Origin of the sequence: Diaphorobacter sp. LR2014-1, from assembly GCF_002916785.1 — a bacterium.
GTDB classification, from domain to species: Bacteria; Pseudomonadota; Gammaproteobacteria; order Burkholderiales; family Burkholderiaceae_C; genus Diaphorobacter; species Diaphorobacter nitroreducens.
This window is the reverse complement of record NZ_MTBE01000004.1, coordinates 236,916-249,844: the sequence shown is the minus strand read 5'-3', so window position 1 is coordinate 249,844 and position 12,929 is coordinate 236,916. Positions and strand designations below refer to the sequence as shown.

11 protein-coding genes are annotated in these 12,929 nt (G+C 67.9%); 8 read left to right on the top strand and 3 right to left on the bottom strand.

All coding sequences use genetic code 11. The features are described 5' to 3' along the window. The 5 genes from BV908_RS05960 to BV908_RS05935 form a co-directional block, all read left to right on the top strand. Positions 1–919 (top strand): IS5-like element ISDisp1 family transposase (locus BV908_RS05960; RefSeq protein WP_103737516.1); only part of this gene is annotated, 919 nt, incomplete at its 5' end. A gap of 179 nt (positions 920–1,098) precedes the next feature. Next, complete coding sequence (gene dnaG / locus BV908_RS05950) at positions 1,099–3,060, top strand: DNA primase (RefSeq protein WP_246867451.1); 1,962 nt, start codon at positions 1,099–1,101, stop codon at positions 3,058–3,060. Positions 3,061–3,345: 285 nt separating this feature from the next. Next, positions 3,346–5,739, top strand: a complete 2,394-nt coding sequence (gene rpoD, locus BV908_RS05945) for an RNA polymerase sigma factor RpoD (RefSeq protein ID WP_103737505.1) — start codon at positions 3,346–3,348, stop codon at positions 5,737–5,739. 204 nt (positions 5,740–5,943) lie between these two features. Then, positions 5,944–6,903, top strand: coding sequence for a ketopantoate reductase family protein (locus BV908_RS05940; RefSeq protein ID WP_103737504.1), 960 nt, complete (start codon positions 5,944–5,946; stop codon positions 6,901–6,903). Between the two features lie 164 nt (positions 6,904–7,067). After that, positions 7,068–7,526 carry an isoprenylcysteine carboxylmethyltransferase family protein gene (locus tag BV908_RS05935; RefSeq protein WP_103737503.1) on the top strand — a complete coding sequence of 153 codons (459 nt, stop codon included), beginning with the start codon at positions 7,068–7,070 and terminating at the stop codon, positions 7,524–7,526. 44 nt (positions 7,527–7,570) lie between these two features. Here BV908_RS05935 and BV908_RS05930 read toward each other — a convergent pair whose 3' ends face one another. The 3 genes from BV908_RS05930 to BV908_RS05920 form a co-directional block, all read right to left on the bottom strand. Continuing rightward, on the bottom strand, positions 7,571–8,572 hold the full coding sequence (locus BV908_RS05930) for a tripartite tricarboxylate transporter substrate-binding protein (RefSeq protein WP_103737502.1): 1,002 nt from the start codon (positions 8,570–8,572) through the stop codon (positions 7,571–7,573). Between the two features lie 96 nt (positions 8,573–8,668). After that, on the bottom strand, positions 8,669–9,877 hold the full coding sequence (locus BV908_RS05925; protein WP_103737501.1) for a CaiB/BaiF CoA-transferase family protein: 1,209 nt from the start codon (positions 9,875–9,877) through the stop codon (positions 8,669–8,671). A gap of 40 nt (positions 9,878–9,917) precedes the next feature. Further along, positions 9,918–10,889: a hydroxymethylglutaryl-CoA lyase gene (locus BV908_RS05920; RefSeq protein WP_103737500.1), complete on the bottom strand. Its 972-nt coding sequence runs from the start codon at positions 10,887–10,889 to the stop codon at positions 9,918–9,920. A 111-nt stretch (positions 10,890–11,000) separates the two neighbouring features. Between BV908_RS05920 and BV908_RS05915 the strand changes: the two genes are divergently transcribed. From BV908_RS05915 to BV908_RS05905, 3 genes are all read left to right on the top strand, one after another. After that, on the top strand, positions 11,001–11,903 hold the full coding sequence (locus BV908_RS05915; RefSeq protein WP_103737499.1) for a LysR family transcriptional regulator: 903 nt from the start codon (positions 11,001–11,003) through the stop codon (positions 11,901–11,903). A gap of 175 nt (positions 11,904–12,078) precedes the next feature. Then, the gene (locus BV908_RS05910) at positions 12,079–12,384 is read left to right on the top strand and encodes a winged helix-turn-helix transcriptional regulator (protein ID WP_011806269.1); all 306 of its coding nucleotides are present in this window, start codon (positions 12,079–12,081) and stop codon (positions 12,382–12,384) included. Positions 12,385–12,512: 128 nt separating this feature from the next. After that, entirely contained in the window at positions 12,513–12,872 is a 360-nt protein-coding gene (locus tag BV908_RS05905; RefSeq protein ID WP_011806270.1) for an FKBP-type peptidyl-prolyl cis-trans isomerase, read from the top strand. The last annotated feature ends 57 nt before the right edge of the window (positions 12,873–12,929 follow it).

Here is a 12,929-nt window from a genome sequence, read left to right as displayed (position 1 = left end):
GCCACCGGAGATGCTGCTCAAGGCCTTGCTGCTGCAGATCCTGTTCTCCATCCGCAGCGAGCGCCAGTTGGTCGAAGCGATCAACTACAACCTGCTGTACCGCTGGTTCGTGGGCCTGAACATCGAAGACAAGGTCTGGGACCACTCCACTTTCAGCGCCAACCGCGAACGTCTGTTCAACGAAGACCTCGCCCGCGCCTTCTTCGAGCGCGTCAAGCTCAGTGCCCAGTGGGGCAAGCTCGCCAGCGACGAGCACTTCAGCGTGGACGGCACGCTCATTGACGCCTGGGCCTCGCACAAGAGCTTCAAGCGCAAAGACGACGACAGCGGCACGCCGCCTGGGCGCAACCCCGAGGTGGACTTCAAGGGGCAGGAGCGCTGCAACGACACCCACGAGAGCACCACGGACGCCGATGCCCGGCTGTTCAAGAAGAGCCAGGGCGACAAATCCCGCCTGTGCCACATGGGGCACATCCTCATGGAGAACCGCAACGGGCTGATCGTGGATGTCGAGATCACCCACGCCAGCGGCACGGCCGAGCGCGAGGCGGCGCTGGCCATGTTGGAGCGTCGGGGCAACAGGAACAAACGGGCCACGGTCGGTGCCGACAAGGGCTACGACAGCAAGGCCTTCATCAAAGGCTGCAGAAAGCTCAAAGTCACGCCCCACGTGGCGGCCAAGGACAAACACTCGGCGGTGGATGCGCGAGTGACACGGCACGAGGGCTACAAGACCAGCCTGAAGGTGCGCAAGCGCATCGAAGAGGCCTTTGGCTGGATCAAGACCGTCGGTGGTCTGGCAAAGACCAAGCTGATCGGTCAGGCCAAGCTCACGGGCCAGGCGCTGCTGTGCTTTGCCACCTACAACCTTGTGCGAATGGGCAGCATCGGCGGCTGGTGGGACGCGCATCATGCGTGAGCCCAGGGATACGTGCGCCCGAAATGGGCGGGAGGGCCTGCAAACCGGCCAGATGGGCCGTTGCAATCGCTGCGCAGACGCGTCTGGGCAGCTCGTGTCTTCGCACTCAGCGTCCCTGATGCGTTCGAAAAGCACTTTTTCAACGGCCTGTTAGAGCAAAGCCAGCTGACGGCGGGCTGATGGAAAATACCCCGGTGTCCATCCCCCAGTCGTTCATCCAGGAGTTGCTTGCGCGCGTTGACGTCGTCGATGTGGTCGGCCGCTATGTGCAGCTCAAGAAGAGCGGCGCCAACTTCATGGGCCTGTGCCCCTTCCACGGGGAAAAATCGCCCTCATTCAGCGTCAGCCCGTCCAAGCAGTTCTTCCACTGCTTTGGCTGTGGCAAGAACGGCAATGCGATCGGGTTTCTCATGGACCACGCGGGCATGGGCTTTCGCGAGGCCGTGCAGGACCTGGCCCAGCAGATCGGTATGCAGGTGCCCGACGACGAGAACACCTCGCCCCAGGACCGCGAACGCGCCGCCGCCCAGCGCCAGAAGCAGGCCACGCTGACCGACGTGCTGGAGAAGGCCGGCGACGCCTGGCGACGCCACCTGCGCGAGTCGCCGCGCGCCGTCCAGTATTTCAAGGGCCGTGGCGTATCAGGCCAGGTGGCCAAGCGCTACGGCCTGGGCTACGCGCCGGAGGGCTGGCGGGGCCTGGCCAGCGTGTTCCCCGAGTACGACAGCCCGCTGCTGGAGGAAAGCGGCCTGGTGATCGTGAACGAGGAAGACGGCAAGCGCTACGACCGCTTCCGCGACCGCGTGATGTTCCCCATTCGCAACGTCAAGGGCGAGTGCATCGGCTTTGGCGGGCGCGTGCTGGGCGACGACAAGCCCAAGTACCTCAACTCCCCCGAAACCCCGGTGTTCCACAAGGGCCGCGAGCTCTACGGCCTGTACGAGGCGCGCAACGCCATCCGCGAACACGGCTACGCCCTGGTCACCGAAGGCTACATGGACGTGGTGGCGCTGGCGCAACTGGGCTTTCCCAATGCCGTGGCCACGCTGGGCACGGCCTGCACGCCCGACCACGTGCACAAGCTGTTCCGCTTCACCGACGTGGTGGTCTTCAGCTTCGACGGCGACGCGGCCGGCCGCCGCGCGGCGCGCAAAGCGCTCGACGGCGCCCTGCCCTACGCGAGCGACACACGCAGCATCAAGTTCCTGTTCCTGCCGCCCGAGCACGACCCCGACAGCTTCATCCGCGCCCACGGCCCCGAGGCGTTCGCGCGCCACGTGGGCGACGCCATGCCGCTGTCGCGCTTCCTGCTCGAATCCGCGCGGGAGGGCTGCGATCTCGGCACGGCCGAGGGCCGCGCCCACATGCTGGCCAACGCCCGCCCGCTCTGGAGCCAGCTGCCCGACGGCGCCCTCAAGCGCCAGATGCTGGCCGAGCTGGGCGAACTGGGCCAGTTGCCCGCGCCGGATCTGGCCCAGCTCTGGGCGCAGGAGAGCCCGCGCTCCGGCTCCGCCGCGCACCCGCCCGCGCACGACGGCGCCCCCTTCGGCGACGAGCCGCCCTGGGGGCAGGAACCGCCGGGCATGGAATACGGCAGCCCCGCCGGTGGCGAGCCCGCACGCCGCTGGCGCAAGGGCGGCGAATGGAAGGGCGGGCGCTGGCGCCGCGAAGAGCAGCGCCCCCCACAGCCGCCGCTGCCGCGCCGCCCCCTCACGGGGCGCGCCGACCATGCCGCGCGCCTGCTGCTGTCGCACATGGAATTCCTCGAAGAGCTGTCGCACGAAGATCACACGCTGCTGTGCGACCAGCCCGCGCCGCACGGCGCGCTGTTCGTCTGGCTGGAAGGGCAATTGCACGAGCACGGACCCCAGTCCTGGGCGGTGCTGCGCGAGGCCTTGGCAGGCCATGACTGCCAGGCTCTGGCCGAGCGGGTGATGACTGGCTCCCACGCCCAGACCGAGGGGGACGAGACCGAGTTGCGCGCCGAACTGCGTGGCTTGCTCAACCGCATGCTCATCGAAGCCATCAAGCTGCAGCAGAACGCCCTGATCGCCGCGGCCTCGCAGGACCCGGCGGCCATCGAGCGCTACCGGCAATTGCAGGAGCGCCGCCGCGCGCTGGAAGAGGGGCTTACAAAATGACCTCGGGGGCTTGACAAAGCCCCTTGAATTTTGCTGCGCCGGTATAATGTACGGTTTGTCGGCAAGAGCGACAGCAGCACCTCCGGACCAGGCAACCGTGACAAACGCGCACCACCGCCTTCCCCCACCGCAAGGACTGCACACCAAATGTTCGCCCAGACATCTTGCCCCTGAGGATTTGCCCCTCGAACCGCGAAGGCCCCTGCCTTCGCCGTGCCTGCCCGCGCCGGGTTCCTTGGCGCTTGTGTTTTCTTTGTGTGTCCGTTTTTGACCCTGAGGTTGTCCATGCCCGTTCAAAAGTCCGCGAAGTCGCCCAAGTCTGCCTCTGGCACCCCCGCGAAGGCCGCTTCCAAAGCCGCAACCACTGTGAAAGCCGCCGCTAAGGCGCCCGCGAAAGCCGCCCCTGTCAAGGCCGCTGCCGCCGCGCCCAAGGCTGCGCCGAAAGTCAAGACTGTGTCCACGCCGAAAACTGCTGCCGAGCTGAAAAAAGCCGCTGATGAACTGTTGAAGAAGAAGCCCGCGCGCGCCAAGGCGGCTGCTGCCGAGCCCGAAGTCGCCGAAGAGGCGCCCAAGAAGAAGCCCGGCCGCCCCGCCAAGGCCGCCGGCACCACCGCTGCTGCCAAGCGCGGCCGCAAGCCCAAGGCCAAGGAAGAAGGCCTGGAGGACGATGCCGACCTGTCCGACATCGAGTCCGACCTCGAAGGCGAGCCCGAAGCCGAGGTGGTTGAGGCCGCCGAAGCCGCCCCGGTCGAGAAGGCCAAGCCCCTGCGCATGAAGATCAGCAAGGCCAAGGAACGCGCCTTGATGAAGGAGTTCGGCCTGGACGAGACCGTGCTGTCCGAAGAGGACATGGCCAAGCGGCGCTCGCAGCTCAAGAAGCTGATCACGCTGGGCAAGACGCGCGGCTACCTCACGCAGGTGGAAATCTCCGACCACCTGCCCGACAAGCTGGTGGACGCCGAGACCATGGAAGTCGTGGTCGCCATGCTGGGCGACATGGGCGTGGCGGTGTACGAGCAGACGCCCGACGCCGAGACCCTGTTCCAGAACAACGTGGCGCCCACGGCCACCACCGTGGAAGAGGCCGAGGAAGAGGCCGAGGCGGCCCTGTCCACCGTGGACAGCGAGTTCGGCCGCACCACCGACCCCGTGCGCATGTACATGCGCGAGATGGGCACGGTGGAACTGCTCACGCGCGAGGGCGAGATCGAGATCGCCAAGCGCATCGAGGGCGGCCTGATGGACATGATGGAGGCCATCAGCGCCTCGCCCGCCACCATCGCCGAGATCCTCAACATGGGTGAGGAAATCCGCGAGGGCAAGGTCGTCATCTCCACCGTGGTGGACGGCTTCTCCAATCCCAACGAGGCCGACGACTACGTGGCCGAGGAAGATTTCGACGAGTTCGACGAGGAAGACGACGACGACGGCAAGGGCGGCTCCAAGGCGCTGACCAAGAAGCTGGAAGAGCTCAAGAACGAGGCCCTGCGCCGCTTCGACACGCTGCGCGCGCTGTTCGAGAAGATGCACAAGATCTACGACAAGGACGGCTACGGCGGTCCCGCGTACATGAAGGTGCAGCACGAGATCTCGGCAGAGCTGATGACCATCCGTTTCACGGCCAAGACCATCGAGAAGCTGTGCGACATGGTGCGCGCCCAGGTGGACGACGTGCGCAAGATGGAGCGCGAGCTGCGCCGCATCATCGTGGACAAGTGCGGTATGCCCCAGGAGACCTTCATCAAGGACTTCCCGGCCAACCTGCTGAACCTGCAGTGGGTCGAGAAGCAGGCCGCCGCCGGCAAGCCCTGGAGCGCCGTGATGCAGCGCAACATCCCGCCGATCCAGGAGCTGCAGCAAAAGCTGATCGACCTGCAGTCGCGTGTGGTGGTGCCGCTGTCCGAGCTCAAGGAGATCAACAAGCGCATGAACGCGGGTGAAGCCAGCTCGCGCGACGCCAAGAAGGAGATGATCGAGGCCAACCTGCGCCTGGTGATCTCGATCGCCAAGAAGTACACCAACCGCGGCCTGCAGTTCCTGGATCTGATCCAGGAAGGCAACATCGGCCTGATGAAGGCGGTGGACAAGTTCGAATACCGCCGCGGCTACAAGTTCTCGACCTACGCCACGTGGTGGATCCGCCAGGCGATCACACGATCCATCGCGGATCAAGCTCGAACCATCCGCATCCCGGTGCACATGATCGAGACCATCAACAAGATGAACCGCATCAGCCGCCAGCACCTGCAGGAGTTCGGCTTCGAGCCCGATGCGTCCATCCTGGCCGCGAAGATGGAGATCCCCGAGGACAAGATCCGCAAGATCATGAAGATCGCCAAGGAGCCGATCTCGATGGAAACCCCCATCGGCGACGACGACGACAGCCACCTGGGCGACTTCATCGAGGACAGCAACAACACCGCACCCGTGGACGCCGCCATGCAGGCCGGCCTGCGCGACGTGGTGAAGGACATCCTCGACGGCCTGACCCCGCGCGAAGCCAAGGTACTGCGCATGCGCTTCGGCATCGAAATGTCCACCGACCACACGCTGGAAGAAGTGGGCAAGCAGTTCGACGTGACGCGCGAACGCATCCGCCAGATCGAGGCCAAGGCGCTGCGCAAGCTCAAGCACCCGAGCCGCTCGGACAAGCTGCGCAGCTTCATCGACTCGCTGTAAGCCACGCATCTTCCGCGCACACCTCGCGCAGCCAACGCCCCCGCCGCTCGGCCGGGGCGTTTTTTATTGCGCGTCAGGGTTTCAAGCCAAATCGGCTTTTCACGCTTATACAGCAAGCGCCAGCAGCTATATTTTTGATAGCAAAACATGGAACGCCCGATCGGTGGACAATGGCCGTCCCGTCCTTCCTGAAAGCTCCCCGCCATGCCTCTGAACACCCCTTCGCACACAGGCCGCCTGCGCTTCGCCGTGATGGGCGCAGGCGCGGTGGGCTGCTACTTTGGCGCCCTGCTGGCGCGTGCGGGCCACGCGGTCACGCTCATCGGCCGCCCGGACCACGTGCAGGCGATCCAGGCCCACGGCCTGCGACTGCAAACCGCCACGCAGGACACCCATGTGCCACTGGAGGCCAGTACCGATGCCAGCGCCGTGCGTGGCGCCGACGTGGTGCTGCTGTGCGTGAAGTCCACCGACACCGAAGCAGCGGCGCGCCAGATGCAGCCCTACCTGGCACCGGGCGCGCTGGTGCTCACGCTGCAAAACGGCGTGGACAACGACGAGCGCGCCCGCGCCGTGCTGGGCGCGGCGCACCCCGTGGCGGCCGCCGTGGTGTATGTGGCCACAGCCATGGCCGGGCCTGGGCACGTGCGTCACTTCGGGCGGGGTGAGCTGGTGATCGGCCCGTCGCCCGCCAGCGCGCGCGTGGCGCGGGAGCTGTGCGACGCGGGCATCCCCGCCGAGGTGTCGGACAACGTGCGCAGCGCCCTGTGGGCCAAGCTGGTCATCAACTGCGCCTACAACGCGCTGTCGGCCATCGTGCAGCAGCCCTACGGCTGGGTGGTGCAGCAGGACGGCGCGACCGATGTGATCGCCGACGTCGTGGCCGAATGCCTGGCCGTGGCGCAGGCGGACGGAGTGCACCTTCCCGCAGACATCCACGCGGCCGTGCGCAGCATCGCGCAGAGCATGGCGGGCCAACGGTCCTCCACCGCGCAGGACCTGGCACGGGGCCGCCCCACCGAGATCGGCCACCTGAATGGCTACGTGGTGCAGCGCGGCGCCGCGCTGGGTGTCGCCACGCCGGTCAACCGCGCGCTGCTGGTGCTGGTACGCATGGCCGAGGCCAGTGGCGTGCATGGCCCCCAGGGCCATCAAAAAACATAGCTGCCAGCGCTTGATAGGCAAGCGCTGGAGGCCAAAAACACCCTAAATCGCCACAACGCAGACGCGCCGCACCGCGGGCTGGGCGCCGCCTCGGGACCGGCCTACACTGGCTGCGCGTGCACCCTTCCCCTTTTCCGCCGCCGGGCGCCCGCTGGCCCACACCCATGCACTGGCTTGAACACAAGATCCCTCCGCCGCTCGTCGCCGCCCTTGCCGGCGTGGCGATGTGGTTCACCGCGCAGGCCAGCGGCGGCGTGACGGACAGCGCGCCGCGCACCGCGGCGGCCGTCCTGCTCGCGCTGGTGGGCCTGGCGTTCGACGTGGCCGGCCTGCACGCGTTTCGGCGCGCGCGCACCACCGTCAACCCGCTGCGGCCGGGCGGTGCCTCGGCGCTGGTGGTGGGCGGCGTGTACCGCGTCACGCGCAACCCGATGTACGTGGGCCTCGCCCTCCTGCTGCTCGCATGGACGGTGTACCTGGGTGCGCCGCTGGCGCTGCTGGGCGTGGCGGCGTTCGTGGCCTACATCACACGCTTTCAGATCATTCCGGAAGAGCGGGTGCTGGCGCAGAAGTTCGGGCCGGATTTCACCGCCTATCGATCCAGGGTGCGCAGGTGGCTGTAGCGCTTAACCAGCAAGCGCTGACAGCTCCTTGAACGATAGCGAAGTCAGTCCATCTTCACGCTGGCGCTCTTCACCACCTGCCCCATGCGCGCCAGTTCGCTGCGAAAGAACGCGGCCGAAACATCGGGCGGCGTGAGCTTGATCTCATAACCCTGCGCCACCAGCGCGTCGCGCGCCTCGGGCATGGCCAGCGCGGCCTTGAAGCCGTGGTACAGCCGCGCCACGTCCGCCGGGGGCACGCCGGCAGGCGCCACGGCGGCGATCCAGCCCTCCAGTTCATAGCGCGGCAGGCCCTGTTCGGCGAGGGTGGGCACGCCGGGCAGCGAGGGGACGCGGGCGGCCGTGGTCACGCCCAGCGCGCGCAGGCTGCCGGACTTGATGTGCGCGGCCGCCGGCGCCACGGCCACCACGCCCAGCTGCACCTGCCCGCCCAGGATGTCATTCATCAGCGGGCCCATGCCGCGGTAGGGGATGTGCTTGATGTCCAGCTGCGTCTGGTCCACGAACATGGCGGCGCCCAGGTGCAGGATGGTGCCGTTGCCCGACGAGCCGTAGTTGAGCACGCCGGGCCTGGCCTTGGCGAGCGCGATGAGTTCGCGCGCGTTCCGGGCCTGCACCGAGGGATGGGCGACGAGCACGAAGGGCGTGGCGCCGATCACGGTGATGGGCGTGATGTCCTCGATGGCATCGAACGGCGCCGATGGGTACACATGCGGGTTCACCACGTGGTTGTTGGACACCACGCCGATCACCGAGCCGTCCTTGGGCGCGCGCACGAGCTGCGTGGTGCCCGTGATGCCGCCCGCGCCGGGCAGGTTCTCGATCACCACCGGCTGGCCCAGCGCCTTGGACAGGCTGGCCTGAATGGCGCGGATGGCACCGTCCGCGCCCGAGCCGGCCGACAGCGGCAGGATCACGCGCAGCGGCCGGTCGGCCGCACCGGGGCCCTGCGCATGCGCCAGCGCGGGCGCACAGAGGGCAGCACTCCAGGCCAGCGCCTGGCGGCGCGTGAGGCGGCGGGGTGCGGGGAATGCATCAAGGGGCATGGGTGTCTCCGGTGGTTTTTATAGGGGTCTCAGAAAGCGCGGACTCAGGGATTGGCCGGCCACGCATGCACAAGGCCGTGGCCCGGTTGCTCCCCCTCAGGCCACGGCCGCGCACGCGCGCAGCGCGGCCACCTGGTCGGCCGTGTAGCCCAGGCCTGCCAGCAGGTCCTGCGTGTGCTGGCCGAGCCGCGGCGGGTCCAGGCGCACGCCCATGCGCTGGCCGTCCAGGCGCAGCGGCATGAGCGTGGTGCGCGCGGTGCCGCCCGCGCGCTCGCCGTCGGGCAGGGTGATCTCGGCCAGGCCGCCCGTGGCGTTGAGGTGCGGGTCGTCAAACAATTGCTCGGGCCGCAGGATGGGTGCGAACGGCAGGCCATGGCGCTCGAAGACCGCCGCCAGTGCATCGGCCGTGTGGGCGGCCAGGCGCTGGCGCAGCTCGGGCAACAGCGTGGGCCGCGCGCGCACGCGGTCGTTGTTGGTGGCATAGCGCGGGTCGGCCTTGAGGTCGGCATAGCCCATGGCGTCGCAGAAGGTCTGCCACTGCGCGTCGCTCACCGCGGCCAGGAAGATCTGGCCGCCGTCCTTGACGCTGAACACGTCGTACACCGCCCAGGACGAGATGCGGTCGGGCATGGGCGCGGCGGGCTGGCCGGTGACGGCGTACTGCATCATGTGCTGGCCCACGAGGAACACGTTGTTCTCGAACAGCGCCGAATCCACTTCCTGGCCGCGCCCGGTCTGCTGGCGCTGCATGAGCGCCGCCATGGCGCCGATGGCGCCGAACATGCCGCCCATGATGTCGTTCACGCTGCTGCCGGCGCGCAGCGGGTCGCCCGGGCGGCCGGTCATGTAAGCCAGCCCCCCCATCATCTGCACCACCTCGTCCAGCGCCGTGCGGTGCTCGTAAGGGCCGGGCAGGAAACCCGTGTGATTCACATACACCAGGCGCTCGTTCAGGCGCGACAGGGCCGCGTAGCCCAGGCCGTACTTGGCCATTACGCCGGGCTTGAAGTTCTGCGCCACCACGTCGGCCGACGAGGCCAGGCGGATGGCCACCTCCAGCCCCGCGGGGCTGCGCAGGTCGATGGCGATGCTCTTCTTGTTGCGGTTGAACATGGGAAAGAAGCCCGCGCCCGCGCCCAGCAGGTGGCGTGTGCGGTCGCCATCCACGGGCTCGACCTTGATGACCTCGGCGCCCAGGTCGGCCAGCACCATGCCGCAGGTGGGGCCCATGACCATGTGGGTGAACTCCACCACGCGCAGGCCCTCCAGGGGCAGCCGGGGCGAAGAGGAAGCGTTGGAATCCATGGCGTTCAAAAAAGAGAAGAGGCAAAACAGGCGCGCCCGCTCAGGCAGGCTGCGCCAGGGTGGAAACAGAAGCGCCCGTGTGGCGCGGCAGACCGGCCTGCCACAGCGTGCCATGCAGTGTCTCGCCCACGAGCCAGCCCTGCACGCGCTGGCGCAGTGCGAGCAGCGCGGCCACGTCGAGCCCCGTGAACAGCCCCATGCGCTCCAGCATGAAAGCCAGGTCTTCGGTGGTCACGTTGCCGCTGGCGCCGGGCGCATGCGGGCAGCCGCCAATGCCGGCCAGGCAGGCGTCGAAGCGCGTGATGCCCGCCTGCCAGGCCGCGTAGCAGTTGGCCAGCCCCATGCCGCGCGTGTCGTGGAAATGCGCGGCGGCCAGGCGGTCGCCCACCAGCGCGCGCGCCTTCTCGAAGAGGCGCTGCACGCCGGCCGGATCGGCATAGCCCACGGTGTCGGCCAGGCTCACGCGGTCGGCGCCCGCATCCAGCAGCGCCTGCAGCAGGCGCAGCACCTCGTCCTCGGCCACGTCGCCCTGGAGCGTGCAGCCGAAGGCCGTGCCCACGCCGCCCTCGATGCGCGACGCGCTGCCCGCCGCATCGCGGGTGGCGCGGATGCGGGCCACCTCCGCCACCACCTCGTCGGGCGTCTTGCGCAGGTTGGCGAGGCTGTGCGCATGGCTGGCCGACAGCGGCACGATCATCCAGTGCGCACCCGCGTCGATGGCGCGCTCGGCCCCCTTGAGGTTGGGCACCAGCACCGAGGCCACCAACCCCGGCAGCGTGAGCGCATGCGCGAGCACCTCGGCGGTGTCGGCCAGTTGCGGCAGCAGGCGCGCGGGCACGAAGGAGCCCACCTCGATCTCGCGCTGGCCGGAGGCATAGGCGGCGTCCAGCCAGGCGATCTTGTGTGCTGTCGGCAGCGTGGTGGCGATGCTCTGCAGGCCATCGCGCAGGCCCACCTCGCGCACGGTGGCGTGGCCGGGGCGCGGGTCGCAGAGGGTGGGTAGCGAAGCCATGGAATTGCCTGGAGGGTTGATGTGCGTCAGTGCCGTTGTGGATTTTAAAAATTCCAGCACACTACGAAACCTCAATTTAGGAACCCCAAGCGTTCCCGAACGGAAATTCTCATGCGTCTGCCCGACCTGCTCTCGCTCAAGCTGTTCGTCGCGGTGTGCGAGCACCGCAACATTGCGCGGGCCGCGCAGCAGGAGGCCATCGTGGGCTCGGCCGTCAGCAAGCGGCTGGCGCAACTGGAAGACACCGTGGGCGCGCGCCTGCTGGTGCGCCGCCGGCATGGCGTGGCGCCCACCCCGGCGGGTGAGGCGCTGCTGGAGCATGCGCGCGAGATGCTGGCCAGCGTGGGGCGCATCGAGCGGGACATGGCCGCGTTCAACACCGGCATCCGCGGACAGGTGCGCATGCTGGTCACCGCCTCGGTCATGGCCGAGTCGCTGGCCGACGACGTAGCAGCGTTCCTGCAGGACCCCGCGCACCGCGCCATCCAGGTGAGCATGGAGGAGCGCGTGAGCCCCGAGGTCGTGCGCGGCATCCGCGAGGGCAGCGCCACCGTGGGCATCTGCTGGGACGCGGCGGACCTGCAGGGGCTGCAGACCCGCAGTTACCGCCACGACCATCTGGCCATCGTCGCGCACCCCGATCACCCCGTGGCCCAGTCGGCGCGCGTGCGCTTTGCCGACGTGCTGGGGCATGAGTTCGTCAGCATGCCGGCGCTGAGCGCCGTGCAGGTGCTGCTGGCGCGCGCCGCGGCCGTGGAGGGCAAGATGCTGGCACACCGCGTGCAGGTGTCCAACTTTGACGCCGCGCTGCGCGTGGTGCGCGCCAACCTGGCGATCAGCGTGATTCCGCGCGAGGTGGCCGAACCGTTTGCCGCCGCCACCGGCGTGCGGGTGATTCCGCTGGCCGACGGCTGGGCACGGCGGCGCTTTGCCATCTGCTTTCGCAGCGAGGAGGGCCTGTCACCCGCCGCCCGGCTGCTGGTGGAGCACCTCGTGCGCAGGGCCCCGGAGTGAGCCGCATGGCTACCCCATTTTTCAGGGTTTGCACATGTCAGCCGGACGCAACGAGCTACTAAACTTGTAGCAGGTACATTTCCAGGCTATATTGCTATCGTTTTTTTGCAACCACCGCCGCTCCGCCCCTGCGCGGCGCGGCGCCCCACCACCCTATGCGCAAGGAGAAGCGTTCATGAGCTCCAAGGAAAACGCCGCCGTCAACCAGCTGTTCGAGAAACTCGAATGCCGTTATGCGCTGCGCGTGCTGTGGGCCCTGCGCGACGGCCATCCGCAGACGTTCCGCCTGCTGCAAGACAGCGTCGGCGGCATCACGCCCAACACGCTCAACACCCGCATCAAGGAACTGCGCGAGTGCGGGCTGCTGGACCACGGCAGCGACGGCTACACCGTCACCCCCGTAGGCCAGGATCTGCTCAAGCGCCTGTCCGATGTGCAGGCTTTTGCCACCCGCTGGTCCGCCGCGCGCGTGAAGAAGTAAAGCGCCCCGCAAGCCCTTAGGCCCCCACCAGCCCGCCGTGTGCGGGTTTTGGTCTTTTTGGCCCCTAGCGCTTATTGGATAAGCGCTAACAGCTATCTTTTTTGAATCAAATCAAGGAACCGTTCACCATGGCATTCACCACCACCGCCTCCGGCCTGCAGTATGAAGACACCGTCGTCGGCACCGGCGCGCAGGCCACGCGCGGCCAGTCGGTGCGCGTGCACTACACCGGCTGGCTCTACAACGACGGCCAGCAAGGCGCCAAGTTCGATTCCAGCCGCGACCGCAACGACCCGTTCGAGTTTCCCCTGGGCGCGGGCATGGTCATCAAGGGCTGGGACGAGGGCGTGCAAGGCATGCAGATCGGCGGCCAGCGCACACTGATCATCCCGGCAGCCCTGGGCTACGGCGCACGCGGCGCCGGCGGCGTGATCCCGCCCAACGCCACGCTGAAGTTCGACGTGGAGCTGCTGGCCGTCGGCGTCTGACGGAACTCCGCGCCCCGCTGGCGGGGCGCCCGGAAAAAAAAGGGAACGTGGTTCGCA